Annotated in this window: 27 protein-coding genes; 8 read left to right on the forward strand and 19 right to left on the reverse strand. The window is 63.4% G+C overall.

The features are described 5' to 3' along the window. The first annotated feature begins 170 nt into the window (after positions 1–170). Genes IPF49_11610 through secB form a run of 3 tightly spaced genes read left to right on the forward strand, consistent with a single transcriptional unit; the run spans position 171 to position 1,383 of the window. Entirely contained in the window at positions 171–587 is a 417-nt protein-coding gene (locus IPF49_11610; GenBank protein MBK6288261.1) for a rhodanese-like domain-containing protein, read from the forward strand. A gap of 4 nt (positions 588–591) precedes the next feature. Beyond that, the gene (grxC, locus tag IPF49_11615) at positions 592–876 is read left to right on the forward strand and encodes a glutaredoxin 3 (protein MBK6288262.1); all 285 of its coding nucleotides are present in this window, start codon (positions 592–594) and stop codon (positions 874–876) included. 21 nt (positions 877–897) lie between these two features. Then, a complete protein-coding gene (secB, locus tag IPF49_11620; GenBank protein MBK6288263.1) occupies positions 898–1,383 on the forward strand; it encodes a protein-export chaperone SecB in 486 nt (161 codons plus the stop codon). An 85-nt stretch (positions 1,384–1,468) separates the two neighbouring features. On the opposite strand, the gene trmL is transcribed toward secB, so the two are convergent. The 5 genes from trmL to glnA form a co-directional block, all read right to left on the reverse strand. Continuing rightward, entirely contained in the window at positions 1,469–1,933 is a 465-nt protein-coding gene (gene trmL, locus IPF49_11625) for a tRNA (uridine(34)/cytosine(34)/5-carboxymethylaminomethyluridine(34)-2'-O)-methyltransferase TrmL (protein MBK6288264.1), read from the reverse strand. Then, positions 1,933–3,348, reverse strand: coding sequence for a nitrogen regulation protein NR(I) (ntrC, locus tag IPF49_11630; protein ID MBK6288265.1), 1,416 nt, complete (start codon positions 3,346–3,348; stop codon positions 1,933–1,935). Before ntrC ends, trmL begins: the two co-directional genes overlap by 1 nt. Continuing rightward, on the reverse strand, positions 3,341–4,417 hold the full coding sequence (glnL, locus tag IPF49_11635; protein MBK6288266.1) for a nitrogen regulation protein NR(II): 1,077 nt from the start codon (positions 4,415–4,417) through the stop codon (positions 3,341–3,343). The genes ntrC and glnL overlap by 8 nt, the downstream gene beginning before the upstream one ends. Positions 4,418–4,570: 153 nt before the next feature. Beyond that, entirely contained in the window at positions 4,571–5,083 is a 513-nt protein-coding gene (locus IPF49_11640; GenBank protein MBK6288267.1) for a DUF4124 domain-containing protein, read from the reverse strand. A 192-nt stretch (positions 5,084–5,275) separates the two neighbouring features. Further along, on the reverse strand, positions 5,276–6,682 hold the full coding sequence (gene glnA, locus IPF49_11645; GenBank protein ID MBK6288268.1) for a glutamate--ammonia ligase: 1,407 nt from the start codon (positions 6,680–6,682) through the stop codon (positions 5,276–5,278). A 423-nt stretch (positions 6,683–7,105) separates the two neighbouring features. On the opposite strand from glnA, the gene typA reads away from it, so the two are divergent. The 3 genes from typA (at position 7,106) to IPF49_11660 (ending at position 10,396) form a co-directional block, all read left to right on the forward strand. After that, positions 7,106–8,926, forward strand: coding sequence for a translational GTPase TypA (typA, locus tag IPF49_11650; protein ID MBK6288269.1), 1,821 nt, complete (start codon positions 7,106–7,108; stop codon positions 8,924–8,926). 71 nt (positions 8,927–8,997) lie between these two features. Beyond that, on the forward strand, positions 8,998–9,954 hold the full coding sequence (pip, locus tag IPF49_11655) for a prolyl aminopeptidase (GenBank protein MBK6288270.1): 957 nt from the start codon (positions 8,998–9,000) through the stop codon (positions 9,952–9,954). Positions 9,955–9,958: 4 nt separating this feature from the next. Further along, positions 9,959–10,396, forward strand: coding sequence for a D-tyrosyl-tRNA(Tyr) deacylase (locus tag IPF49_11660; protein MBK6288271.1), 438 nt, complete (start codon positions 9,959–9,961; stop codon positions 10,394–10,396). A 4-nt stretch (positions 10,397–10,400) separates the two neighbouring features. On the opposite strand, the gene tatC is transcribed toward IPF49_11660, so the two are convergent. The 13 genes from tatC to IPF49_11725 form a co-directional block, all read right to left on the reverse strand. Next, the gene (tatC, locus tag IPF49_11665; protein MBK6288272.1) at positions 10,401–11,129 is read right to left on the reverse strand and encodes a twin-arginine translocase subunit TatC; all 729 of its coding nucleotides are present in this window, start codon (positions 11,127–11,129) and stop codon (positions 10,401–10,403) included. Positions 11,130–11,173: 44 nt separating this feature from the next. Then, a complete protein-coding gene (gene tatB, locus IPF49_11670; protein MBK6288273.1) occupies positions 11,174–11,503 on the reverse strand; it encodes a twin-arginine translocase subunit TatB in 330 nt (109 codons plus the stop codon). 12 nt (positions 11,504–11,515) lie between these two features. Beyond that, positions 11,516–11,761 carry a twin-arginine translocase TatA/TatE family subunit gene (gene tatA, locus IPF49_11675; GenBank protein MBK6288274.1) on the reverse strand — a complete coding sequence of 82 codons (246 nt, stop codon included), beginning with the start codon at positions 11,759–11,761 and terminating at the stop codon, positions 11,516–11,518. Between the two features lie 24 nt (positions 11,762–11,785). Beyond that, on the reverse strand, positions 11,786–12,133 hold the full coding sequence (locus IPF49_11680) for a phosphoribosyl-ATP diphosphatase (protein ID MBK6288275.1): 348 nt from the start codon (positions 12,131–12,133) through the stop codon (positions 11,786–11,788). After that, positions 12,126–12,530 (reverse strand): phosphoribosyl-AMP cyclohydrolase, encoded by a 405-nt coding sequence (gene hisI, locus IPF49_11685; protein ID MBK6288276.1) that lies wholly within the window; start codon positions 12,528–12,530, stop codon positions 12,126–12,128. The genes IPF49_11680 and hisI overlap by 8 nt, the downstream gene beginning before the upstream one ends. Positions 12,531–12,587: 57 nt before the next feature. Further along, positions 12,588–14,231, reverse strand: a complete 1,644-nt coding sequence (ubiB, locus tag IPF49_11690) for a ubiquinone biosynthesis regulatory protein kinase UbiB (protein MBK6288277.1) — start codon at positions 14,229–14,231, stop codon at positions 12,588–12,590. 4 nt (positions 14,232–14,235) lie between these two features. Further along, positions 14,236–14,895, reverse strand: coding sequence for an SCP2 sterol-binding domain-containing protein (locus IPF49_11695; GenBank protein MBK6288278.1), 660 nt, complete (start codon positions 14,893–14,895; stop codon positions 14,236–14,238). Positions 14,896–14,899: 4 nt separating this feature from the next. Further along, positions 14,900–15,649: a bifunctional demethylmenaquinone methyltransferase/2-methoxy-6-polyprenyl-1,4-benzoquinol methylase UbiE gene (gene ubiE / locus IPF49_11700; protein MBK6288279.1), complete on the reverse strand. Its 750-nt coding sequence runs from the start codon at positions 15,647–15,649 to the stop codon at positions 14,900–14,902. A gap of 14 nt (positions 15,650–15,663) precedes the next feature. After that, on the reverse strand, positions 15,664–16,050 hold the full coding sequence (locus tag IPF49_11705; protein ID MBK6288280.1) for a DUF971 domain-containing protein: 387 nt from the start codon (positions 16,048–16,050) through the stop codon (positions 15,664–15,666). Positions 16,051–16,085: 35 nt separating this feature from the next. Further along, positions 16,086–17,423, reverse strand: coding sequence for an ATP-dependent protease ATPase subunit HslU (gene hslU, locus IPF49_11710; GenBank protein ID MBK6288281.1), 1,338 nt, complete (start codon positions 17,421–17,423; stop codon positions 16,086–16,088). 51 nt (positions 17,424–17,474) lie between these two features. Then, positions 17,475–18,020: an ATP-dependent protease subunit HslV gene (gene hslV / locus IPF49_11715; protein ID MBK6288282.1), complete on the reverse strand. Its 546-nt coding sequence runs from the start codon at positions 18,018–18,020 to the stop codon at positions 17,475–17,477. Between the two features lie 70 nt (positions 18,021–18,090). Further along, a complete protein-coding gene (locus IPF49_11720) occupies positions 18,091–18,666 on the reverse strand; it encodes an SPOR domain-containing protein (GenBank protein MBK6288283.1) in 576 nt (191 codons plus the stop codon). 136 nt (positions 18,667–18,802) lie between these two features. Then, positions 18,803–21,019: a primosomal protein N' gene (locus IPF49_11725; protein MBK6288284.1), complete on the reverse strand. Its 2,217-nt coding sequence runs from the start codon at positions 21,017–21,019 to the stop codon at positions 18,803–18,805. 185 nt (positions 21,020–21,204) lie between these two features. Between IPF49_11725 and rpmE the strand changes: the two genes are divergently transcribed. Together rpmE and IPF49_11735 are read left to right on the forward strand one after the other, a co-directional pair. Next, positions 21,205–21,429: a 50S ribosomal protein L31 gene (rpmE, locus tag IPF49_11730; protein MBK6288285.1), complete on the forward strand. Its 225-nt coding sequence runs from the start codon at positions 21,205–21,207 to the stop codon at positions 21,427–21,429. Between the two features lie 169 nt (positions 21,430–21,598). After that, the gene (locus IPF49_11735) at positions 21,599–22,270 is read left to right on the forward strand and encodes a thermonuclease family protein (GenBank protein MBK6288286.1); all 672 of its coding nucleotides are present in this window, start codon (positions 21,599–21,601) and stop codon (positions 22,268–22,270) included. A 3-nt stretch (positions 22,271–22,273) separates the two neighbouring features. Here the strand turns inward: IPF49_11735 and IPF49_11740 are convergent, their stop codons facing one another. Then, a complete protein-coding gene (locus tag IPF49_11740) occupies positions 22,274–24,721 on the reverse strand; it encodes a penicillin-binding protein 1A (GenBank protein MBK6288287.1) in 2,448 nt (815 codons plus the stop codon). Between the last annotated feature and the right edge of the window lie 107 nt (positions 24,722–24,828).

Genomic DNA, 24,828 nt, shown 5'->3' on the forward strand with positions numbered 1-24,828 from the left:
TTGCATCAACTGCCGCGCGGGCACCATAGCGGACTTGCGGGGAAAGTGACGCGCGGGCATTGGCAGGGCGGTGTTTGGTGGCTGCCCGGCGCGCGTGTATACTTGCGCGCTTTCTCATTGGGCCACCCTCATCAGGGGCGCCCTTCCAGTCTGCCGGATCCGGAATCGTCATGGAGTTATTTCTCCAGTTTCTCGTTGCCAAGTGGTATCTCGTCAGTGCCGCAGGGGTGATCGTGTGGCTGCTCCTGTATCACGAGCGGCGCAAGGGCGCGGTCAGTGTCAGCCCGGCGCAGGTGACCGCACTGGTCAACCAGAAAGACGCTGTGGTGCTCGACCTGAGAGACGCCGCCGACTATCGCCAGGGACATATCGTTGACAGCATCAACATGCCGTTTGGCAAGCTGTCCGAGCGTGTGGCGGAACTGGATCGATACCGCGAGCGCCCGGTAGTGGTGGTCTGCAAGATGGGCCAGCACTCCGGAGCGGTGGCCAAAACGCTGAAAGAGAAAGGATTTGCCCAGGTCTATCGTCTCGGCGGCGGTATTGCGGAGTGGCAGGGCTCGCAGTTGCCGTTGGTGCGGTCCTGACACGATGCCCGGGGTGACGATGTATACCACGCGTTACTGCCCGTATTGCGTGGCGGCGCGCCGGTTGCTCGACTCCCTGGGGGTCGAGTACCGTGATATCGATGTGAGCGGCGATCGCGCGCTCAGGTCCGAGATGGAACAGCGCGCCGGTCGTCATACCGTGCCGCAGATCTGGATAGGCAACCGGCATGTCGGCGGCTTCGACGACATGGACGAATTGCACTACAGGGGATTGCTGCAACCGCTGCTCGACGAGATCAGGCAGACGGCGGAGACCGGCAATGCATAAATCGCAGCAGAGGATCATTTGATGGCCGACGAGAACCAGCAGCCCGCACAGCAGTTCGCGCTGCAGCGAATCTACATAAAAGACCTGTCGTTCGAGACGCCGCAGGGCCATGAGGTGTTTCGCCAGGCCTGGAAGCCGCGCGTGAATCTCGAGATGAACACGCGTCACAATCGCATCGACGAGCAGAATTTTGAAGTGGTGCTGACCCTGTCGGTCACTGCCGCGCTGGAAGAGAAGACGGCGTTCCTGGCCGAAGTGCAGCAGGCGGGCGTGTTTTTCATGTCCGGCATGCCGGAGGCGCAGCAGCGCCAGGTGCTCGGAACGGTATGTCCGAACATCCTGTTCCCCTATGCCCGCGAGGCGGTGGACAATCTCGTGGTGCGCGGCAGCTTCCCTCCCCTGATGCTGGCGCCGGTCAATTTTGATGCGCTCTATACACAGGCTTTGAAGCAGGCAGAAGAGAAGGCAAAGGCCGAACAGCTGCCCGAGACACCCGCGCAGCACTGATCGGCAGCGTCCTGGAGCCGGCGCTCTGTGCCGGCTTTCCACATTGCCCGTATCCGGCTCCGAACGCCGACAGAGGGGGCGGGGTTCAGGCGCCCGTGATGAAATCCAGCTGGCGCCAGGCTTCGTAGACCACCACGGATACGCTGTTGGAGAGGTTGAGGCTGCGGCATTCGGCGCGCATCGGCAAGCGCAGCACCTGTTCCGCAGGCAGCGCATCCAGCAATTCCTGCGGTAACCCGCGAGTTTCAGGCCCGAACAGCAACGCATCGCTGGCACCGAAGCGTGGCCGGTCGTAACGCGTTTTGCCGCGCGTGCTCAGGGCATATACCCGCGCCGGCCGGCGCGCCCGGATATATTCCTCGAAGCTCGAATGGGTGCTCAGGGTGGCCCATTCATGGTAGTCGAGCCCGGCGCGGCGCAGGCGACGGTCATCGAGTTCGAACCCCAGTGGCTCTATCAGGTGCAGGCTGCAGCCAGTGTTGGCACAGAGGCGAATCACGTTGCCGGTGTTGGGTGGAATCTCCGGCTGGTAGAGCACGACGTCGATCATCATTCGGGGCTCTCGGGCAGATCTCCCAACGCGAGTTCCTTGATCTTGCGCGTCAGCGTGTTGCGGCCCCAGCCCAGCAATTCGGCTGCCTCGCCGCGGCGTCCACGAGTGTGGGTCAGAGCGACCACTATCATCGTCGTTTCAAAACGCTGCACGGCGCTGTCGAGCAGGCGGGTGTTGCCGCGGCGCAGTTCCGCATCGGCCCAGGCACGCAGTTGTTCCGCCCAATCGCCCGCGGCTGCCGCGTGTTCGCTGTCAAGCAGTTCCGGCGGCAGATCGGCCACATGCACTTCGCGCCCCGAGGCCATCACGGTGATCCAGCGGCAGGTGTTTTCCAGTTGCCGCACATTGCCAGGCCAGGGCAGCGCGCTGATGAATGCTTCGGTTTCGGGCAACAGCAGCTTGGTTTCGCCACCGAGTTCCTCTGCCGCGCGCCCGAGGAAATGACGTGCGAGGCGCGGTATGTCCTCGCGTCGATCGCGCAATCCGGGCAAATGGATGCGGATCACGTTCAGACGGTGGTAGAGATCCTCGCGAAACCGGTGTTCGCGCACCAGTTGTTCCAGGTTCTGGTGGGTGGCGGCAATGATGCGGACACTGACCTTGACCGGGGTATGGCCGCCGACGCGGTAGAACTCGCCATCGGCGAGCACGCGCAGCAGCCGCGTCTGGGTGTCGGGTGGCATATCGCCGATCTCGTCGAGAAACAGGGTGCCGCCATCGGCTTGTTCGAAGCGGCCGCGGCGCTGTTGCTGGGCGCCGGTGAAGGCCCCTTTCTCGTGGCCGAACAGCTCGGATTCCATCAGGTCCCTGGGGATCGCGGCCATGTTGAGCGCGATGAACGGGCCGCTGGCGCGCGGACTGTGGCGGTGCAGCGCTTGCGCGACCAGTTCCTTTCCGGTACCGGATTCCCCGTTGATGAGCACCGTGATCAGCGAATGCGACAGCCGCCCGATGGCGCGAAACACCTCCTGCATCGCGGGGGCTTCGCCGATGATCTCGGTGGTGTCCGGTGGTGTCTGTTCCGGTGCGCCGGCCTGGCTGCGCCGCTGCGCCAGCGCCCGCCGGGTGATGCTCACGACTTCGTCGATATCGAAGGGCTTTGGCAGGTACTCGAATGCGCCGCCGTGGTAGGAAGCCACGGCGCTGTCGAGATCGGAATGAGCGGTGGTGATGATTACGGGCAGATCGGGGTGGCTCTCACGGATGCGCGCGAGCAGTTGCAGCCCGTCGATGCCCGGCATGCGGATGTCGCTGATGATCGCGTCGGGAGTTTCCTGGCGCAGGCGGCGGCTCAATGATTCGGCATCGGCAAAACTGCTGGCCGCAATGCCCGCACCGCTCAGCGCCTTTTCGAGTACCCAGCGGATCGAGCGATCGTCATCCACGATCCAGACGCGCGCATTTTCAGTCATGGTTGTACTCCAGGGGCAGGAGAATCGAGAAGGTGGTGTGACCCGGACGGCTGCTGCATTCGATCAGCCCGTGGTGCTGACTGATGATCGATTGTGCGATGGCCAGTCCGAGGCCGGTGCCCTCGGCGCGACCGCTGATCATCGGGAAGAACAAGGTGTCGATCAGTTCGGGGGGGACGCCGGGCCCGTTGTCGGAGACGTCGATCTGGCAGGCCAGGCGGTGGCGCTGATTGCCGATCGTGAATTGCCGCACGGTGCGGGTGCGCAGTTCGATGATCGGTGGCGGCGCCCCCGTTGGCTGTTCTGCCAGGACCTGCTGCGCGTTGCGTACCGCGTTCAGTACCGCCTGGATCAGCTGCTCGCGATCACCGCTCAGCTCCGGGATGCTCGGGTCGTAGTCGCGCCGGATTTTCAGGGCGCCATGGCTTTCAGCCTCAACGAGATGGCGCACGCGCTCGAGCACTTCGTGAATATTGACGGCCTCGCGCTGCAGCCGGCGTGGCGCGCTCAGCATCCGGTCGACAAGATTTCCGAGCCGGTCAGCTTCCTCGATGATCACGTTGGTGTAGTCGAGCAATTGCTCCGAGTCCAGTTCGCGGGCGAGCAATTGCGCGGCGCCGCGCAGTCCACCGAGCGGGTTCTTGATCTCGTGGGCGAGCCCGCGCACCATCGACTGCGTCATGTGCTGGGACGAAAGAATGGCCTCATCGCGGCTGAAGCGCATCATCCGGTCCAGCGGCTGGATCTCGATGATCAGCGATTCGTTTTCGAGCCACGCCGGCGTAACGGCGTAATCGACGGTGATGTCATGCCCCGTGCCGAGATGGAATACCGTCTGGCGCTTGGTGAAACCGGTTCCTGTCTCGAGCGCGCGGCGCAGTCCGGCGACTGTGTTTTCGTCCTCGTGAAAGACGTTCTGCACATTTTCTCCGAGTACCCGCGCGCTGCTCAGTTCGAGCAGGGACTCGGCAGCGGTATTGAGGTAGCTGACACGCATATCGGCAGCCACCAGCAGGATGGCGGTGGTCAGGTTGTCGAGAAGCCGGGTATGTAATGTCTCCAGGGGCATGTGAGGCTTGCTGCAGGTTGGGGTTCCGGACTATTCAGCAAGAACCGAGCCACCAATGCGGACGCCAGCCACGCCGGCGCCATGGCCCGGCGGGACAGTAAACGCGAAGGATTATATGCACCAAACAGGTGCATTGCTATCCGGTTACCTACCTCAGCTTCGTCCCGCGCCAATGCCGCCGGGTCGGGAACCACCTTTTCCAGGTCGCACCACCTGCACCTCGATGGTGCCGGTGCTCTGGACCTGCTGCCCTTGGCCATCGATGACCTGTACTTCCAGTACATGCGGGCCGCGCGGCACCGCTGGCACCGTGAACTCGCCCGCGATCGCCGCACCGGTTGGCGTGCCATCCAGCAGCAGCTGCAGGCGGTGCCCGTCGCGCAGGGCAGGAACAAGCGCCACGCTCATGCTCAAGATGCCGTTGGGTGCAATCACCGTGGCACCGTTGGTGGGTGTGATTATCTCGAGCCGGGAATAGGCATTGGCAATGGCATCGCCTGCGCCGGGCTCCAGCGGAGCGACGGGCTTGAGCGCGGGCACCTCGACCTCGGTCATGGTATTGGTGGGAGGAATCTTGACCGGCTTGGCTGATTCGCTGGCTTGATCGCTGAAGATCACCCGACCCTCCGCGTCGGTGGAGCGGTATATCTCGCCTTCGACTGCCAAGGACAGCGGGCTTGTACATGCCAGAATCGCCAAGAGAAGGGTGTGTGTCCGGTAAATCCTGGGTGGCATGTGACGGCTCTCCGGCGAATGGCTCTTCCGCTTGCTTTATAGCGCGAACGCCGATGCTCTGCCAGCAGGCAAAAAAACCCGCATCCCCGGAGGAGATGCGGGCCGGCAGTTGCGAGTCGCGGCTCAGCAGCTGTAGTACAGGTCGAACTCGACCGGATGCGTCGTCATGCGCAGACGATCGATTTCCGCCTGCTTCAGCTCGATATAGGCATCGATCATGTCGTCGTCGAACACCCCGCCAGCCGTCAGGAAGCTGCGGTCGGCATTGAGTGCCGCTAGTGCCATGTCGAGGCTGTGCGCAACGGTTGGAACCTGCGCCGCTTCTTCGGCCGGCAGATCGTAGAGGTTCTTGTCGAGCGCATCGCCGGGGTGGATCTTGTTGACGATTCCGTCGAGGCCAGCCATCAGCAGGGCCGCGAAGGCCAGGTAGGGGTTTGCACTCGGGTCGGGGAATCGCACTTCGATTCGGCGCGCCTTGGGACTCGAAACGGCGGGGATACGAATCGAGGCCGAGCGGTTCTTGGCGGAGTAGGCCAGCATCACCGGCGCTTCGTAGCCGGGGACCAGGCGCTTGTAGGAGTTGGTGCCCGGGTTGGTGAAGGCATTGATCGCGCGTGCGTGCTTGATGATACCGCCGATGTAGAACAGTGCGGTCTCGCTGAGTCCCGCGTAGGCATCGCCAGCCATCAGGTTCTTGCCGCCCTTGGCGATCGACAGGTGTACGTGCATGCCTGAACCATTGTCACCGACCAGGGGCTTGGGCATGAAAGTCGCCGTCTTGCCATAGGCATGGGCAACGTTGTGCACGCAGTATTTGAGCGTTTGCACCTGATCCGCTTTCTGCACGATGGCGGCAGGACCGACGCCGATCTCGCACTGGCCCGCAGTGCCCACTTCATGGTGGTGCACTTCGATGGTGAGCCCCATTTTCTCCATGGCGTTGCACATCGCTGCGCGCAGGTCATGCAGGGAGTCGACCGGAGGTACGGGGAAATAACCGCCCTTGATGCCTGGACGATGACCGATGTTGCCTTCGTCGAAATGGCGGTTGGATGCCCAGGCTGCTTCCTCGGAATGAATCTCGTAGCCTGCGCCACTGATCGAGGCATGCCACTTCACATCGTCGAAGACAAAGAATTCGGGTTCCGGGCCGAACAGGCAACTGTCGGCGATGCCGGTGGACTTCATGTATTCCTCGGCGCGCGCGGCGATGGAGCGCGGGTCGCGGTTGTAGCCCTGCTTGGTGTCGGGTTCGAGCACGTTGCAGCGCAGGATCACGGCGGTCTCGTCGAAGAACGGGTCGAGTACCGCGGTGCTGTCATCGGGCATCAGCAGCATGTCGGAGGCGTTGATCTCTTTCCAGCCGGCGATGGAGGAGCCGTCGAACATCTTGCCGTCCTCGAAGAAGTCGGCATTGACTTCGCTCGAAGGGATGGTGACGTGCTGTTCCTTGCCCTTGGTATCGGTGAATCGAAGGTCGACCCACCTCACCTCGTTTTCCTTGATCAATTTGATTGTCTGTTCCGACATGGTTTCCTCCGTGGGGATTGGGCGGCTGCGCCCGGGTTTGACGAGATCCTTGAATCGAAGTCGGCGCACGGTGTTCCCGTGGCGCTCTGGCGCTGATGGAGCAATTACTATGCCACACAACGGCTGTGGAAAACCGCTGAAAATTCAGAATTTTAGCGGGGTATCGTGGTAAGCGCACTGGTTTGACGACCCGTTTTGGTGCGCCATGCACTACCGTGGTGCGAAAAGAACGCGGCCAAATTTTGAACGACACGAAATTTCCGTGGGCACTTCCACCGTATCGGGAGTCGCCAGGCAACAGCAAGAGGCGCGACCCGGCGCGTGGCAGATGCAAAGGGCGGCATTAATCACCGGATTGCGCGCAGGTGATTGGCTATACTGCGCCCCCGATTTTGTCCCCCTTTCATATATTTCGAGGTTCCTGTGCGGGAGCGTTTACGCAATATTGCCATTATCGCCCATGTCGATCATGGCAAGACCACCCTGGTCGATCGCTTGTTCCAGCAATGCGGAACGCTCGCACGCCGCGATGTGGGCAAGGAGCGCATCATGGACTCCAATGACCAGGAGCGTGAGCGCGGAATCACGATTCTCGCCAAGAGTACCGCGATCGACTGGAAAGGTTATCGAATCAACATCGTCGATACGCCCGGACACGCCGATTTCGGTGGTGAGGTCGAGCGGATCCTGTCGATGGTCGACAGCGTGCTGTTGCTGGTCGATGCGGTCGACGGACCCATGCCGCAGACGCGTTTCGTCACGCGCAAGGCCTTCGCGTCGGGGTTGAATCCGATCGTGGTCGTCAACAAGGTGGATCGTCCGGGGGCGCGTCCGCACTGGGCCGTCGACCAGGTGTTCGATCTGTTCGATCGCCTGGGTGCAAACGATACGCAACTCGACTTCCCGGTGATCTATACCTCGGCCCTGAACGGGGTGGCGGGCATGGAGCCCGAGCATCTCGCCCCCGATATGTCGCCGCTGCTCGACCTCATCATCGAGCGCGTGCCGCCGCCGCCGGTGGAGGACGGTCCGTTCCAGATGCAGATATGCGCGCTCGATTACAGCAGCTACGTGGGTGTGATCGGCATCGGCCGTATTCGCCGTGGCGTCGTGCGTCCGGGCATGCAGGTGGTGGTGCTGGATGCGGACGGCAGTCGCCGCAACGGACGCATTCTGACGGTGCTCGGCCATATGGGAATGGAAAAGCAGGAAATGCCCGAAGGCGAAGCCGGCGATATCGTCAGCATCACCGGCATCGAAGGGCTGAAGATCTCGGCGACCCTGTGCTCCCCGGAAGCGCCCGAGGCGCTGCCACCCCTCACCATCGACCAGCCCACGGTGAGCATGACGTTCCAGGTGAACGATTCCCCGTTCGCGGGTCGCGAGGGGCAGTATGTCACCAGCCGCAACATCCGCGAGCGCCTCGAGCGCGAACTGCTCCACGATGTGGCGCTGAGCGTCGAGGACGGCAGCACCCCGGACCGCTTCGTGGTTTCCGGACGCGGTGAACTGCATCTCTCGGTGCTGATCGAGAAGATGCGGCGCGAGGGTTACGAGATGGGTGTATCGCGCCCCGAGGTGATCCGCCGCGAGATCGATGGCGAGCTCCACGAGCCCTACGAAATATTGCTGATCGACTGTGAGGAGACCCACCAGGGCGGCGTCATGGAAGAAATCGGCAAGCGGCGTGGCGATTTGCGCGACATGGTGCCCGATGGCAAGGGGCGCGTGCGTCTCGAGTACATGATTCCTTCGCGCGGCATCATCGGCTTTCGCAGCCAGTTCATGACCATGACCTCGGGTACCGGCGTGCTGAATCATGTATTCGATCACTATGGTCTGCTCAAGGCGGGCGATGTGGCCCGGCGCCAGAACGGTGTACTGGTGTCGATGGTCCCGGGCAAGGTGCTGGCCTACGCGCTGTTCAACCTGCAGGAGCGTGGGCGCCTGTTCATAACCGCGAACGTCGACGTCTACGAGGGGCAACTGATCGGAATCCACAGCCGTGACAACGACCTTGCCGTGAACCCCACCAAAGGCAAGCAGCTGACCAATGTCCGCGCCGCCGGCTCGGATGAAAACATCCTGCTCACTCCGCCGATTCGCATGTCGCTGGAGCAGGCACTGGAGTTCATCGACGAGGATGAGCTGGTGGAGGTCACGCCGCAAAGCATCCGTCTGCGCAAGAAGCTGCTGAAGGAGACGGATCGCAGGCGAGCCGGGCGTGCTCGCGAAACGGCCTGAGGCGACTGACTCGATGGCCTCGAATTGGGGATAGAATGGCGCGCAAGCCGATCCATTGTGACCTTGTCGCCATGCATACCCTGTTTCCGGAAATAAAGCCCTACCAGGTCCATCGTCTCGCGGTGGACCCGCCACATGAGCTCTACCTCGAGGAGAGCGGCAATCCGGACGGGATTCCGGTTCTGTTCGTGCACGGCGGTCCGGGCGCCGGCTGCCAGCCGCGCAACCGCTGTTTTTTCGACCCTGAAACTTACCGGATCATCCTGTTCGACCAGCGCGGTGCGGGTCGCTCCACGCCGCATGCCGCGCTCGACGGCAATGACACGGGAGCACTGGTGCGCGATATCGAGAGTATCCGGGAGTTTCTTGGCATCGAGCGCTGGGTGCTGTTTGGCGGCTCCTGGGGCAGCACCCTCAGTCTTGCCTACGCTGAAACCCATCCCGGGCGGGTAATGGCGATGATTCTGCGCGGCATCTTTCTGTGCCGGCGCGAGGATCTGTCGTGGTTCTATCAGAGCGGGGCGAGCCGCGTATTCCCCGATTACTGGCAGGGCTACGTCGAGCCGCTTGCGCCGGATGAGCTGGATGACTGCATGAAGGCTTACCACGGTCTGCTCACCGGCAGCAACGAAATCGCGCGCATGGCAGCCGCCAAGGCCTGGTCCCTGTGGGAGGCGCAATGCGCGACGCTGCGTCCGAACCAGGATGTGGTCGATCATTTTTCCGATCCGCACACGGCGCTATCGCTGGCACGCATCGAAGCGCATTATTTCGTCAATGACGCATTCCTGGAGCCGGGGCAGTTGCTGCGTGATGCAGTGCGTATCGCCGATATACCGGGGTACATCATCCATGGACGCTATGACATGGTTTGCCCGGTGGACAATGCATTTGCACTGCACGCGGCCTGGCCTCGCGCCGAATTGCAGATCGTTCGTGATGCCGGGCACTCGGCCGCCGAACCGGGTATTACCGACGCGCTGATCAGGGCGGCGATGGAAGTGGCGGGGCGCGTGCGCGCGGGCTGAACGGGTGCGCGCATTGATCCAGCGCGTCGTGCGTGCAAGCGTGGCGATAGGGCCGCGAGTGGTCGGGGAGATTGGCCCCGGATTGCTGGTTTTCCTCGGTGTACAGCGCGGTGACGATGAACGGCGTGCCCACGCCATGGCCGCGCGGCTGCTGGCTTATCGCGTGTTTGCGGATGGCGACGGGCGCATGAATCTCGACGTCAGGACCGCTGGAGGCGGGGTGCTGGTGGTGTCGCAGTTCACCCTGGCGGCGGACACCACGCGCGGGTTGCGCCCGGGATTCGGCAGCGCGGCCGTACCGGAGTTGGCGGAAACTCTTTATGACGAGGTGTTGCAGTGCCTGGCCGGGGCACACCAGCCGGTTGCGAGCGGCGTGTTCGGCGCGGACATGCAGGTCAGCCTGATCAACGACGGGCCGGTCACTTTCCTGCTCGAGACCTGAAGCCTCAGCCGGCCGCTTCCTCGTCACGCGCCTTGGTCGCGAGCAGCCAGCGACTGGCCAGCACCCCCGTTTCGAACAGCATCCACATCGGCACCGCGAGCATGGTCTGTGAGAACACGTCCGGGGGTGTCAGCACCATACCAATCACAAAACACCCGACCACGATATAAGGCCGCTTCGAGGTGAGCGCCTGCGGTGTGGTGATGCCTGCCCATACCAGTAACACGGTCGCCACCGGGATTTCGAATGCAAAGCCGAATGCGAAGAACATCGTCAGCACGAAGCTGAGATAGTGGTTGATATCGGTCATGACGGTCACGCCGGCCGGGCTCATGCTGGTGAAAAAGCCGAACACCATCGGGCACACGACATAGTAGGCGAACGCCACGCCACCGTAGAACAGCACGATGCTCGAGGCCAGTAAAGGCAAGGCGAAGCGCTTCTCCTTGCGGTACATGCCCGGAGCCACGAAAGCCCACGCCTGGAACAGCACATAGGGCATCACGACCATCGCCGCGACGACCAGGGTGAGCTTGAAGGGCGCAAGAAACGGCGAAGCGACCTCGGTGGCGATCATGGTCGCACCTTCCGGAAGAAAGCGGCGCAACGGTTCGGCCACAAAGGAGTAGATATCGTTGGCGAAATACACCAGCGACAGAAATACCACGAGCAGTGCCACGATTGCGTTGATCAGGCGCTGGCGCAGTTCCGTGAGATGCTCGATCAGCGGCATTTCCCGGTCCGTATCCTGCTCCGGTTCAGGCGGCTCCCGGGTATTCACGGTGTTTTGTCTGGGTTATCGGCAACGGAGGGCTTGGCGGATTGCAGTGGTTCGGAGAGCGGCGCGGTGATTTCGCGGGCGGAACTTTCCAGCGCTGCGCGTGACTGGCGCAGATCCTCGAGGATCGATTCATTGCGCAGTTGTGCCCGGATCTCGTCGGCGCCGATTTCGCGCTCCACTTCAGCGCGGATCTGGTTGAACTGCCGGCGCAGCCGTCCCACCCACAGCGAGGTGGTACGCACCGCGGTGGGCAGCCGTTCGGGCCCCAGCACCAGCAGGCCGATTACCGCGATCAGCAGCAGTTCGGAAAATCCGATGTCGAACATGGTGCCATCGCCTCAGTGCTTTTCTCCGTTGCGTTGCGCCTCGCCCTCGATGATGTCTTCCTTGCAGCGTTGCTGTTCGCTGAGGCGTTCGTTGTCCTTGGTCTCCGCCTCGGCGTCCGGCTGCATGGACTTGCGGAAGCCGCGAATTGCCGTGCCGAGATCCGTGCCTATAGAGCCGAGTCGCTTGGTGCCGAACAGCAACACCACGATCACCAGCACGATCAGCAGCTGCCAGATACTTATGCCACCGAGTCCCATATCGATCTCCTGAATGCCAAGGGTTCAATCCACATCGGGCGGCGCGCCGCGCGTCGCCTTTTCTGCCAGGCCGGACAGGTCGAATCGCCTCTCCAGTTCTTCGATCACATCGGCGGACGAGAGTTCGAACTCGGCGAGCATGACCATGCAGTGAAACCAGAGGTCGGCCGTTTCGTGCACCAGCGTGGCGCGCTCGCCGTGTTGCGCGGCGTTTTTTGCCGCGATCAGCGTTTCGCCGCTTTCCTCGGCAACCTTTTTCAGAATGCGGTCGAGTCCGCCGTGATGCAGGCTCGCGACATAGGACGCCGACGGGTCGGCGTGGCCCAGCCGCTCGGCGATCACCGCATCGAGCCGGCGCAATACCTCACTCATGCCCGCTCCCGTATATTTCCGAGGGCGGCTTCAGAACCGCATCGACCTCGCTCCATCCGCTGTCTCCGAGTTGCAGGAAGAAACAGCTCTCGCGACCGGTATGACAGGCGATTCCACCGATCTGCTCGACGCTGAGCAGCACCACGTCGCGGTCGCAGTCCAGGCGGATTGCCCGCACCCTCTGCACGTGTCCGGATTGCTCGCCCTTGCGCCACAGGCGCTGGCGCGAGCGCGAGTAATAAACCGCTCGCCCTTCCCTGGCGGTGAGGCGCAGGGCTTCGGCGTCCATCCACGCAACCATGAGCACGCGCCCGCTGTGGGCGTCCTGGGCCACCGCAGGCACCAGGCCTTGCGCGTTCCAGTGTACCGCATCGCAAAAATCGGCAGGTGGGTTCATGGGTGTGTCGATGTTCATGTGACGCTCATTATGACACAGGCATCGTGCCACAAAGACTCAGTCATGGGTGCGGCCGGCAAGCAATGCGTGGAGTGCCAACGCCGCGAATACCCACGTCGCCGGATGCCAGGCGGCGATAGCCTCCGCGCCGAAGTCCGGGTTGACCAGTACCATCCCGGCGGCCGCGATCAGCAGTTGCCAGCCGCGCCAGCCGCGGGACCTCTCCGGACGGTCTGCGCGGCGTTCTCCTGCGGGCGCATGAGGGGCGCCCCGACGCAACACGGGTTCGCCGGCGCGCAAGGCCTCGAGCAGCAATTCAGGGCGTTGTGGCAGCTGCTCGAACCAGCTGGGCGCGCGTTTCTGCAGGCGCTCGAGTATGCCGCGCGGCGAATAGCGCTCGCCTACCCATTGTTCGAGAAAAGGTTTCGCATTCGCCCACAGGTCGAGCTCGGGGTAGAGCTGTCGCCCCAGCCCTTCTATATGCAGCAGCGTCTTCTGCAGCAACACCAGCGAGGGCTGGATCTCCATATCGAAGCGACGCGCGGTCTGGAACAGATACACCAGCAGCTGCCCGAACGAGATTTGTCCCAGCGGCTTCTCGAAAATCGGTTCGCAGGCACTGCGGATTGCGGCCTCGAAATCATGAACCCGGGTCTGCGGTGGCACCCAGCCGCACTCGACGTGAAGCTGTGCAACTTCGCGGTAGCGGCGCTGAAAGATCGCCAGCAGATTGCGTGCCAGATAGTACTGGTCGAAATCGCTGAGGCTGCCCATGATTGCGCAGTCGATCCCGATGTAGCGTGGGCTGGCCGGGTTCGCGACGTCGACGAAGATATTGCCGGGGTGCATATCGGCGTGAAAGAAGCTGTCGCGGAACACCTGGGTGAAGAAAATCTGCACACCGCGTTCGGCCAGCACTTTCAGATCGGTGCCGGCGGCGACCAGTGCCGTGATATCGGACACCGGGATGCCGTGGATGCGCTCCATCACGAACACGTTGCGCCGTGTGTAGTCCCAGTGCACCTCGGGCACGTAGAGCAGATCGGAATCCAGAAAGTTGCGGCGCAATTGCGAGGTGTTCGCGGCTTCGCGCTGCAGATCGAGCTCGTCGAGAACGATCTGCTCGTAGTCGCTCACTACTTCGAGCGGCCGCAGACGTTTGCCATCGGGGTGAAAACGCCGCACCCAGCGCGCCAGGGTGTAGAGCAGGCTGATGTCCTCGCGGATGGTTCGCTCGATATCGGGGCGGATGACCTTGACCACCACCTCGCGCCCGTCGAACAGGGTGGCCGGATGGACCTGGGCAACCGAGGCGGAAGCCAGTGGGCGGGGGTCGAAATCCGCGAATATCTCCCCGATCGCGCGTCCCAGCGCACGCTCGATGATCTGCTGCGCCTGGTGGGCCGGAAACGGCGCAACATTGTCCTGCAGGTGACTCAATTCGTCGGCCAGGTCCTCGGGCAGCAGATCGCGTCGGGTGGACAGCAATTGCCCGAACTTGATGAAGATCGGGCCGAGGTCTTCCAGGCTCCGGCGCAGCCGACGGGCGCGTGGCTCGGCGGGTTCGGGCAGCCAGCGCGTGGGCAGCAGGCGAGCACTCCGGCGCCACGCGCCCGGCAACAGCTCGGCATCGAAAAAGGTGTCGAGGCGATGACGCCGGCAGACCAGTGCAATCCGGACCAGCCGGCCGATTCGCGACACCGCGCTATCCGCCGCGCGCTTTGAGACGCCCGGCGAGTGCGCTCATGCGCCGCGCCAGGCGGCGGGTGCTGGCCTGCAGCCGGTCCGAACCCTGCGCCAGCGTGCGCAGATCGCCGAAAAAATTCTCGACTTCGAGACGCGGTGGTGCGAGGCGGGCTTCCTCGTGAATGAATTCCTCCACATGGCGCAGCAGCGAGTCATGTGTTCCGCGGCCCCAGCGAACCGAGCCGCGCACGGCGCGCCCGATCCGGTGCGCGGGAATATCGCCGAGCAGCACGCCGAGTCGCTGTTCCCAGTCCAGGTCGAGTCCGGCCAGCGCCTTCTGCAATTCGAGCAACGGCGCACTGTCTCCGGCGATACGCAGCGCGCCGTTGACCAGCGTGCTGGCCTTGTCGGTGGCGCCCAGCAGCGCCACGAAATCCGAAGCCGCGCCGCTCACCGAACAGCTCGTCTTGCCCTCGTAGTGGCCCAGCAGGCGGACACCTGTGTCTCCGGGAATCACGAAGACATCGAACGCAGGCACGGTGCAGTGGAGGGCAAATACCTGGCTCCGGAGTGCGGCGATGCGCGCAGCGCCGAGGCGATCCATCGCGAGCGCGCCGTTTATGGCACGTTCCAGCGCGGCGAGAGCCGCCGCGTTCAGCGTCGAGGCGCGCGCGCTCATCGGCTCAGGCCTTGAAGCCGCGGTGCAGCGCGACGATGCCGCCGGTCATGTTATGGAAATCGCAGCGCTCGAAGCCGGCATCTTCCATCATGTCGCGCAGCGTTTCCTGGTCCGGATGCACCCGGATCGATTCGGCGAGATAGCGGTAGCTGTCCTCGTCGCCGGTCACCAGCCTGCCGATTTTCGGAATCACGGCAAAGGAATACGCATCGTACAGCTTGCCCAGGAATTCGCTGGAAGGCCGCGAGAACTCGAGCACCAGCAAGCGGCCCCCCGGACGCAGCACCCGCAGCATCGACTGCAGTGCGCGCTCCTTGCGCGTCACATTGCGCAGGCCGAAGGCGATGGTGATGCAGTCGAAACTCGCGTCCGCAAACGGCAGCATCTCGGCATCGGCCAGCACATAATCGACGTTGGCGCAGATGCCGTTGTCGTGCAGCTTGTCACGACCCGTGGAGAGCATCGCCTCGTTGATATCCGAGAGCACCACGCGACCAGAGGCGCCCACCGATCGTGAAAAGCGCGCCGCGAGGTCGCCGGTGCCACCGGCCACATCCAGCACCCGCTGTCCTTCGCGCACTCCGCTCAGCTCGATGGTCAGGCGCTTCCACACACGATGCACGCCGCCCGACATCAGGTCATTCATGAGGTCGTAACGGCTTGCCACCGAATTGAATACGCCGCTGACCAGGTCCGCCTTGGCTGACTCATCGACCTGCCGGTAGCCGAAATGCGTGGTTTTATCGTTGCTCATGATCGTCCCCGTGCTCATTGCCGTGCGATCAGCACGGGTCCAACCGGCTCACGACTTGCACCGGCTGCCGCCAGTCGTGCCAGATATTCAGTCCAGCGCTGATCGCGTTCGCGACACAGTTCGTGGAGGTACTGCCAGGAAAAGATACCGCTGTCGTGTCCGTCGGAAAAGCGGAATTGCAGCGCATAGTTGCCCACCGCCCCGATACTCGTGATGGTCACCATCCGCTTGCCGGTCTGCAGGGTTTCCTGCCCGGTGCCGTGGCCCCGCACTTCCGCGGATGGCGAATAAACACGCAGGTACTCGCAGCCGAGGGTGTATTTCGTGCCATCCGCATACACCAGATCAAGGGTGCGCGAGGCCTGATGCAGGCGAATATCGGTGGGTACAGGATCGCTCATGCGTGCAGCACGGCTCTGGCGGGAGGGCGGCTAGCTTACAGGATAAACCGGCTCAAATCCTCATCGCGCGCGAGCTCGCCGAGCTGCGCATCCACATAGGGCATATCGACCACGATACGGTTTGTGTCGCTGGAGGAACCGCGGTCCGCGGCGCTGAAAGAGGCTTCTTCCAGAAGCCTCTCCATGACCGTATGCAGGCGACGCGCGCCGATGTTCTCGGTGCGCTCGTTCACTTCGCACGCAATTTCCGCGATACGCCGGATACCTTCACGCGTGAACTCTACCTCCAGCCCCTCGGTGGCGAGCAGTGCCCGGTACTGCTCGGTGAGCGAGGCATTCGGTTCGGTGAGAATGCGCTCGAATTCATCGGCACCGAGTGCATCGAGCTCGACGCGTATCGGCAGCCGTCCCTGCAGTTCGGGGATCAGGTCGGAGGGTTTGGCGAGATGAAAGGCCCCCGAGGCAATGAACAGGATGTGGTCGGTACGGATGGCGCCATGCTTGGTGCTGACGGTACAGCCCTCGATCAGCGGCAGCAGGTCGCGTTGCACGCCCTCGCGCGACACGTCGGCGCCGGCGTATTCCGAGCGTCGCGCGATCTTGTCGAGCTCGTCGATGAACACGATGCCGGTCTGCTCGGCCGCCTCCAGCGCGCGTCGCCGCAACTCGTCCTCGTTCAACAGCTTGGCGGCTTCCTCGTCCTCGATCATTTTCAGCGCGGCGCGTACGCTGAGTCGCCGTTTCTTGCTGCGGCCGGCGGAAAGGTTGGAGAACATGCTCTGCAGCTGGCTGGTCATCTCCTCCATGCCGGGCGGTGCCATGATCTCGACGCCCATCGCCGTGCCGCTGATTTCGATTTCGATTTCGCGGTCGTCGAGGTCGCCCTCACGCAATTTCTTGCGGAACAGCTGCCGGGTCGAAGCGCCGCCGCGTTTGGCATCCTCCGGCGTGTCGCGCGCGGGCGGCAACAACGCATCGAGTATGCGCTCCTCGGCGCTTTCGAGCGCGCGGTCGCGCACTTTGGCAATCTCGGATTCACGCAGCATTTTCAGCGACACATCGGCCAGGTCGCGCACGATCGACTCGACGTCGCGTCCCACATAGCCGACCTCGGTGAACTTGGTCGCCTCGATTTTCAGGAATGGCGCGTTGGCGAGCTTCGCGAGGCGACGTGCAATCTCCGTCTTGCCCACCCCGGTCGGCCCGATCATCAGGATGTTTTTGGGGGTGATTTCATCGCGCAGGGCTGCGGCGACCTGCAGGCGGCGCCAGCGGTTGCGCAGCGCGACGGCAACCGCGCGCTTGGCCTGTTGCTGGCCGATGATGAATTGGTCGAGTTCGTGGACGATCTCGCGGGGAGTCATGCTGCTCATGGATGGTCTACCGTTGGGAAGCTCCGTGCGGGCGATGGTGCCGCAAGGGTTTCAGGTGCTGGTGTCGAGTTCCTCGATAGTGCGATTGTGGTTGGTGTAGATGCAGATGTCCGCCGCAATGGCCAGTCCGCTCTCGACGATCTCGCGGGCAGGCATCTCGGTATGGGCGAGCAGCGCGCGCGCTGCCGCCTGCGCATAGGGGCCACCGGAACCAATCGCAATCAGGCTGTCTTCGGGTTCGATCACGTCACCGTTGCCGGTGATGATCAGGGAATTGTTGCGATCAGCCACCGCCAGCAGCGCTTCGAGGCGGCGCAGGGCGCGATCGGTGCGCCAGGCTTTCGCGAGTTCGACCGCGGCACGCAGCAACTGGCCCTGGAATTTGTCGAGCTGTGCCTCGAACAGCTCGAAAAGGGTGAATGCATCGGCCGTACCGCCGGCAAACCCGGCGATGACGGTGGAGTTATGCAGGCGCCTGACCTTGCGCGCATTGCCCTTCATGACGGTTTGCCCCATCGACACCTGCCCGTCACCGCCAATCACGACCTTGCCGTTGCGGCGCACGGAGAGAATGGTAGTACCGCGAAATTGCTCCACATCGGAATCCTCGTGCGGGCGGGAATAAAGCCGGATGTTGTCCGGGATATGGGGTGTCGGGGTCCGGGTTTCAAGCGCGCTTGCTGATTTCCAGGGTGTCGATGCGATGCTCGAGCAGTTTCCGGCGTGCCTTGCCCAGTTCCTCGGCGCTCTCGAAGGGGCCGACGTGGACACGGTGCCAGGTTTCGCCGCCGTTGACCGTAACAGTTTCGACGCTCGCCGCGAGGTCCAGCAGCAGGATTTCGGCGCGGCGCCGGTCGGCATCGGCTAGCTGGCGAAAGGATCCGGCCTGCAGCAGCAACGTCGAGGCTTTTTTCTCCCGTTCGGGCGTCTTGACAGCCTCCTCCTGCGCGGTGGCGCCCTGGCGATCACCGACGATGATCTCGCTCTCGGAGAGCAATGTGTAATATTCGAACTGTGGCTTTTCCGTCGGAACCGCGGGCTTTGGCGCCGCCTGTTCGGCGGGCTGTTCCGCAACCGGGTTCGTATTGCGCTGTGGGTGTGGTGCGAGCGTGGCCAGGTAGACCAGAAAGCTGATCAGGGCGCCGATGACGACGCCGCTGACCAGCCACAACCATCCGGATGTGGCTGGCTTGCCCGCATTCTTCGCCCGCGCCGCGCGCTGTTTTGCAAAATCATGAGCCATGAGGAGTGTCGGATCCGGACGGCGCGCTTGGGCGCCGATGAAACAGCAACCATTGAATCTAGGGGCGATCATTATGGTTGATCCGCCCGCTGATCGCCATGGCGCTGCCACAATGTACCGGGCTTTTCCCCGCGCATCAGGCACCCTCGAGCGGATCCACATCGATATGCCAGCGATCGATGCCCGGCAGGCGCCGCGACTCCAGCAGCTGACAGGCGGTGGAGATGGCGGCGTGCAGCGGTGTGCGATGGCTGTGTTTGAACAGCAGGTGCAGGCGAAAGCGTCCGGCCCGTCTTGGCATCGGCGCCGGCACCGGCCCCACTATTGCTACCTGCGGGTGCTGCCCGACCAGGTCTATTTTGAGTTCGCGCAGCATTTCCAGTCCGCGCTCCTGGACGGTGCTTTCGGCGCGCAACAGGGCCATATAGGCATAAGGCGGCAACCCGTGTTGCTGCCGCTCCTCCAGTATCGGGTCGATGAACGCGCGATATCCGCCCGCAACGAGTCGCGCGAGCCAGGGATGTTGCGGATGCAGCGTCTGTATCAGCACCTGTCCGGGGTGCTCGGCGCGCCCGGCCCGCCCGGCAACCTGAACCAGCAACTGGCCGGTCCGCTCGGCAGCACGAAAATCAGCGCTGAACAGTCCCCCGTCGATGTCGATCATGGTGACCAGTGTGACGCGGGGAAAATGGTGTCCCTTGGCGAGCATCTGGGTGCCGACCAGGATGCACGGGCGTGCGTCGCCGAGCTTGTCGAGCAGAGCCTCCATTGCGCCGCGAGCCTGCATCGTACTGCGGTCGATGCGCAGAATCGGGTACTGCGGGAACAGGCGCTGCAGCGTGTGTTCGCTGCGCTCGGTGCCCGCGCCGAGCGCGAGCAGGCGGGCGCTTTTGCAGTGCGGGCAGGTGCGTGGCGCGGACCTGCGGGCGTCGCAGTGGTGACACCACAACAGGCCTTCGGCGCGGTGCAGGGTGAGGCGGGCATCGCAGTGGGCACACTCGGCCATCCAGCCGCAATCGGCGCAGCTCAGCAGCGGCGCCCAGCCGCGCCGATTGAGGAAAACCAGCACCTGGTTGCCCGCAGCGAGCTCGATACCGATGCGCTCGAGCAATTCGGCACAGATGCCGCCGTCGAGGAACTGGCCGCGTACATCGACCAATCGCGTGGCTGGCGGGCGAGCGGCGCCTGCCCGCTGTGTGAGTTGCAGCAGCCGGAAGCGGCCGGCGCTGCAGTTGGCAAGACTTTCGGTGGACGGTGTCGCCGATCCGAGCACGATCGGGATATCGAGCCTGCGTGCCCGTACCACGGCCAGGTCGCGGGCGGAGTAGCGAAAGCCCTCCTGCTGCTTGAACGAGGCATCGTGTTCCTCATCCACGATGATCGCGCCGAGCTCGGGTAGCGGGCTGAACAGCGCCGAACGGGTGCCGATCAGGACCCGCAGCTGCCCCTGCGCGGCGCGGCGCCAGGTGTTCAGGCGCTCGCGGTCGCCGAGGCCGGAATGCAGCACGCCGACCTGCGTTCCGAAGCGCGCGGCAAAGCGCCGGTGGGTCTGTGGCGTCAGGCCGATCTCGGGCACCAGTACCAGAGCCTGCCGACCGGCCTCCAGCACGCGCTTTATGAACCGCAGATAAATCTCGGTCTTGCCGCTGCCGGTCACGCCCTCCAGCAGATGACAGCTGAATCGTCCGATATCGCTTTCCAGGGTATCCAGCGCGCGCTGCTGCTCGGCATTGAGCAGCAGCGGAGGCTGCGCTACCTGCGGTTCGCATGGATCCCGGTCGCATTCCGGTTCGTCCGGCCCGACCTCGCTGGATGCCAGGCCCTTTTTCTGCAATGCCCGCAGCGTGACACGTTCGATGCCGGCCGCGGCGCAGGCGCGGCCGGACAGCGGCCCCTGAGCCTGCAGCGTTGCCAGTGCCGCGGCCTGTTGCGGGGCGCGGCCAAGAGCCTGGGTGCCGAGACCGAGGCTTTCCGCAGTCGCGCGCCACAGCAGCGGCGCTCGCGCGGGGGCGCGGGGCAAGGAGCGCAGATCGGCCGGCAGGGTGTTGACCAGCGCCTCTCCGACCGGCGCGTGATAGTAATGTGCGGCAAAAGTGCACAGATTCATGATATCGGGCGGTAACAGCGGCCCGGCATCCGGCAGCGACAGCGCGCGGCGCAGACGCGAGCGCTCACGTTCGCCGTGTTCGAGCACCTCGATAATGATGCCGATTACCCGCCGTGGGCCAAGCGGCACCACCACCCGCATTCCCGCCTGCATGCGCTCGGCGGTGCAATTGGCGGGTGGCAGGTACTCGAGTGCATGTCGCAGCGGTGCCGGTACCGCCACGCGCAGGATGGGTTCTTCAAGCATTGCGCAGGCGCAGCGTGACCAGGAAACGGCGCCAGTCTAGCATGGCCGGCGGGTGTGGATTTTCCGCATCCGGGCGGGCCGCTCTTGCCATTGCCTGTCGTTGTGCATAATATGCCGCGCTCGATTTTACAGCCGACAGCTCACGCCCTGATGGGCGCAAAACCGGGCTGCTGCAAGGTGACGCCATGAAAGCCGACATTCATCCTGCCTACGCGAACCTGACTGCAACCTGCAGTTGCGGAAACGTGATCGAAACACGTTCCACGCTCGCCAAGGATCTGCATCTCGACGTCTGCTCGAAGTGCCATCCGTTCTATTCGGGCAAGCAAAAAGTGCTCGACACGGGCGGCCGTATCGATCGCTTCAAGAAGCGCTTCGGCAACGTTGGCGCTCGCCGCGAGACCGAGTAAGCGCACAGCGAGGAGCCGGCGGCTCCCGCGTTTCCTCCGCTGCGGCAGCCTGTTCCGGACCCTGGCCGTCATCGCGGTCAGTGTCGCTGCCTGTGCTGATCCGCAATCAAGCTCTCCTCCCGCGCACTGCGTTGCCCTTGCCCCGCCGCTCGGTGCGGAACTTCGCAAGGTGGTCGACGGAGATACCTTGCTGCTGGCCGACGGGCGTCGCGTTCGCCTGATTGGCGTCAACACCCCCGAACTTGATCACGAAGGCGCTGCCGATGAGCCGGGCGCGCAGCAGGCGGCGCGGTTTGCCGGTGTCTTTCTGGCGGACAAGCAGATCGGTCTGGTTTCCGGGGTCAGCGCCAGCGACCGTTACGGGCGCGTTCTTGCCCATGTCTACAGCGCCAGCGGTGCCAGCCTGGAAGAGGCGTTGCTGGATGCGGGGCTGGCGCGTCATATCGCGGTGCCCCCCGACATCGCGCAGGCCGGTTGCCTTGCCGGCGCCGAGCAGCTGGCGCGGGTGGCGCGACGCGGGTTGTGGGGCTCTGGCGAGTTCCTGCCACGTGATACTTCCACGCTGAGATCAGGCGAAAACGGGTTTCGCCTGCTGCAGGGGCGTGTCAGCGCGGTCGAGAGAAGCAGCTCTGCCTGGTGGATCGAGCTGGACGATCGGGTTTCCCTGAGGCTCGATCGTGGCGACCAGAAATACTTCGAATGGAAGGATGTTGCCCGGCTCGAGGGGCAAATTGTCGAAGTGCGCGGCTGGCTCGTCTGGCGCGGAACACGAGCGCATGGACATCCGCCATGGTTGATGCGCTTGCGTCATCCCCTGTCGCTGCGCGGCAGCAGCGGTTGATGGTCAGAAAATCTCCAGCGTCTCGTACTTCGGCGGCGCGTAGGGGTCGGTGTATTCGTCGCCATTGGCGGTGATCGTGGGCACGCTCTCCAGCGGAAAAAGCTCGAAGCGGGCGTCGGTCTGCTCCGGGGTGGCCAGCAGGCCGGTCTGCGGGTCGATGCGCACGCTCACCAGGCCTGCCGGTCGGGGGCGTTCCTGGGTGGGCATGCCCCGCGTCGCCTCGCGCATGTAATCGATCCAGATCGGCAGGGCGGCGGAACCGCCATACTCCTGCCGACCCAGCGGGGTGTTGTTGTCGAAACCGAGCCAGGCGGTGGTCACCACGTTGCCGACGTAGCCCGAGAACCAGGCATCGGTCGGGCCATTGGTGGTGCCGGTTTTCCCGGCGACATCGGTGCGCTTGAGTTCGAGTGCGCGCCGCCCGGTGCCATGTTTTATCGCATCCTTGAGAATGCTGTCGATCATGTAGGCCACGCGCGGATCCATCGGTTGCGGGGCGATCTCCGGGCCTTCGCTGCCGCTTTTGTCGGCGTTGTCGTCCATGGCCAGCAGTTCCTCCATGGAGGCGGCCTCTTCGAAGCCCGCCGCGGGCTTGGTGTTCGCGGGCGCGCATTCGCGACAGGCACGCCGCGGGCGGGTGTGCTCGATCACTTCTCCGCTCACCCGACGCACTTCTTCTATAAGGTACGGTTCGATGCGATAGCCACCGTTGGCGAGCATCGCGTAGGCGGAAACGAGCCTGAGCGGTGTGGTGCTGAGGGTCCCGAGCGCCAGCGACAGGTTGGGTGGCACGTCGGCCCGGTTGAAACCGATTTCGCACAGATAGTCGACCGCTTTCGGAATTCCGAGCTGTTGCAGCAGACGGATGGAGACGAGGTTGCGCGAGTTCACCAGGGCCGTGCGCAGACTGGTCGGGCCGTAGAACTTGCCGGTGTCATTTTCCGGTCGCCACACCTTGTCGAGGTCGGGGTCCTGAAACACGACTGGTGCATCGTTGATGATCGATGCCGGCGTAAAACCATTTTCCATTGCCGCCGCGTAGATGAATGGCTTGATGTTCGATCCGGGCTGGCGCAGGGCCTGGGCCGCGCGATTGAACTTGCTGTAGCGGAAGTCGATGCCGCCAACAATCGCCCGGATGGATCCGTCGCTCGCATCGAGTGACACCAGTGCCGCCTGCGCGGCGGGCACCTGGACCAGACGCCAAGTGCCCTCCTGCTGGAGGATTCTGACCACATCGCCGGGCGCTGCTATCTCGCTGGCAGTCTTTGGCGCCGCGCCGCGATAGTCCTCGCTGATATAGCGACGCGCGTTGCGCAGCCCCTGCTCCCAGGGCAATTCGATCAACGTGCCGTTGCGATCCTGCACTTCGATGCTCTGTTCCCCGACCCGCGTGACCACCGCGGGCTCCAGTCCGCTCACCGCGCTGATTGCCCGCAGGGATTCAGCCCATTTCTGACGGGGGCCATCAAAATGCATTTCCGCGCCACGAAACCCGTGGCGTGAGTCGTAGGCGAGCAAGCCACGTAGCACTGCCTGCCGCGCCTGTGTCTGCAGCGCACCATCGAGCGTGGTGTAGACCGAGTATCCGTCTTCATAGGCGGCACGGCCATATCGGGAAATCATCTCGGCGCGGACCATTTCAGCGGCATATTCGGCTTGCAGTTCGATGTGTGCGCCGTGATAGCTTGCGCTGACGGGGGCGTTGATCGCGGCGGCGTGGGCGGATGCGTCGATATAGCCGAGCTCGAGCATGCGCCCGAGGATCCAGTCGCGTCGGATTTTGGCGCGCGCCGGATTGTCCAGCGGATTCAGCACCGACGGTGCTTTCGGCAGCCCCGCGATCAGCGCAGTCTCGTCGAGCGAGAGCTCGGCAATGGGTCGGCCGTAATACACCTGTGCGGCAGCCTCGACGCCGTAGGCGCGGTAACCGAGGAATATCTTGTTGAGATAGAGCTCCAGTATCTGGTGCTTGTCCAGTTCGCGTTCGATACGCAGGGCCAGAAGAATTTCATTGAACTTGCGGACGAAGGTCTGATCGCGGCTGAGAAAATAATTTCTCGCCACCTGCATCGTGATGGTGCTGCCGCCGGATTGAATGCTGTGTGTGGTGGCGAGTTCCCAGGCGGCACGTGCCAGGCCTGTCAGATCGATGCCGTGATGCTGCAGGAAACGATCGTCTTCGGCGGCGAGAATGGCCTGGATCAGTGCCGGTGGAACCTGGTCGTAATGAACGGGCGTGCGGCGCATCTCGCCGAACTCGCCCATCAGCTTTCCATCCTTGCTGAAAACGCGCAGCGGTTCCTGGAGCTTTATGTCGCGCAGCACCTCCACCGACGGCAGCCGCGGGCTGAGGTAGAGATAGGTGCCGGACAGTGACAGAAGCCCCAGTGCGATGGCAGGGAGCGCAAGCCAGCAAAAGCGCCGGCACCAGACTAGAATCAAGCGCATTGGATCAGCCAAAAGTTGCGGAATGTGAACCAAAACCCGGGAGCGGGAAGCGATTATAAAGATTTTCTTTTCTTATTATAGTTTTCGACTACTCTTATACTTGCCTT

This window comes from Gammaproteobacteria bacterium (genome assembly GCA_016705365.1).
In the GTDB taxonomy this organism is placed as follows: Bacteria; Pseudomonadota; Gammaproteobacteria; order Pseudomonadales; family UBA5518; genus UBA5518.

Excerpts from the sequence above, each read along its gene's own strand:
- ntrC (MBK6288265.1), bottom strand. The coding sequence starts at position 3,348 with ATGACTGAAAATGCGCGCGTCTGGATCGTGGATGACGATCGCTCGATC.
- IPF49_11680 (MBK6288275.1), bottom strand. The coding sequence starts at position 12,133 with ATGAGTGAGGTATTGCGCCGGCTCGATGCGGTGATCGCCGAGCGGCTG.
- tatC (MBK6288272.1), bottom strand. The coding sequence starts at position 11,129 with ATGCCGCTGATCGAGCATCTCACGGAACTGCGCCAGCGCCTGATCAAC.
- hisI (MBK6288276.1), bottom strand. The coding sequence starts at position 12,530 with ATGAACCCACCTGCCGATTTTTGCGATGCGGTACACTGGAACGCGCAA.
- glnA (MBK6288268.1), bottom strand. The coding sequence starts at position 6,682 with ATGTCGGAACAGACAATCAAATTGATCAAGGAAAACGAGGTGAGGTGG.
- IPF49_11610 (MBK6288261.1), top strand. The coding sequence starts at position 171 with ATGGAGTTATTTCTCCAGTTTCTCGTTGCCAAGTGGTATCTCGTCAGT.
- IPF49_11695 (MBK6288278.1), bottom strand. The coding sequence starts at position 14,895 with ATGAGCGCGCGCGCCTCGACGCTGAACGCGGCGGCTCTCGCCGCGCTG.
- IPF49_11725 (MBK6288284.1), bottom strand. The coding sequence starts at position 21,019 with ATGCTTGAAGAACCCATCCTGCGCGTGGCGGTACCGGCACCGCTGCGA.
- IPF49_11740 (MBK6288287.1), bottom strand. The coding sequence starts at position 24,721 with ATGCGCTTGATTCTAGTCTGGTGCCGGCGCTTTTGCTGGCTTGCGCTC.
- rpmE (MBK6288285.1), top strand. The coding sequence starts at position 21,205 with ATGAAAGCCGACATTCATCCTGCCTACGCGAACCTGACTGCAACCTGC.
- hslU (MBK6288281.1), bottom strand. The coding sequence starts at position 17,423 with ATGAGCAGCATGACTCCCCGCGAGATCGTCCACGAACTCGACCAATTC.
- tatB (MBK6288273.1), bottom strand. The coding sequence starts at position 11,503 with ATGTTCGACATCGGATTTTCCGAACTGCTGCTGATCGCGGTAATCGGC.
- trmL (MBK6288264.1), bottom strand. The coding sequence starts at position 1,933 with ATGATCGACGTCGTGCTCTACCAGCCGGAGATTCCACCCAACACCGGC.
- tatA (MBK6288274.1), bottom strand. The coding sequence starts at position 11,761 with ATGGGACTCGGTGGCATAAGTATCTGGCAGCTGCTGATCGTGCTGGTG.
- IPF49_11720 (MBK6288283.1), bottom strand. The coding sequence starts at position 18,666 with ATGGCTCATGATTTTGCAAAACAGCGCGCGGCGCGGGCGAAGAATGCG.
- secB (MBK6288263.1), top strand. The coding sequence starts at position 898 with ATGGCCGACGAGAACCAGCAGCCCGCACAGCAGTTCGCGCTGCAGCGA.
- pip (MBK6288270.1), top strand. The coding sequence starts at position 8,998 with ATGCATACCCTGTTTCCGGAAATAAAGCCCTACCAGGTCCATCGTCTC.
- IPF49_11705 (MBK6288280.1), bottom strand. The coding sequence starts at position 16,050 with ATGAGCGATCCTGTACCCACCGATATTCGCCTGCATCAGGCCTCGCGC.
- glnL (MBK6288266.1), bottom strand. The coding sequence starts at position 4,417 with ATGCCCCTGGAGACATTACATACCCGGCTTCTCGACAACCTGACCACC.
- ubiE (MBK6288279.1), bottom strand. The coding sequence starts at position 15,649 with ATGAGCAACGATAAAACCACGCATTTCGGCTACCGGCAGGTCGATGAG.
- grxC (MBK6288262.1), top strand. The coding sequence starts at position 592 with ATGCCCGGGGTGACGATGTATACCACGCGTTACTGCCCGTATTGCGTG.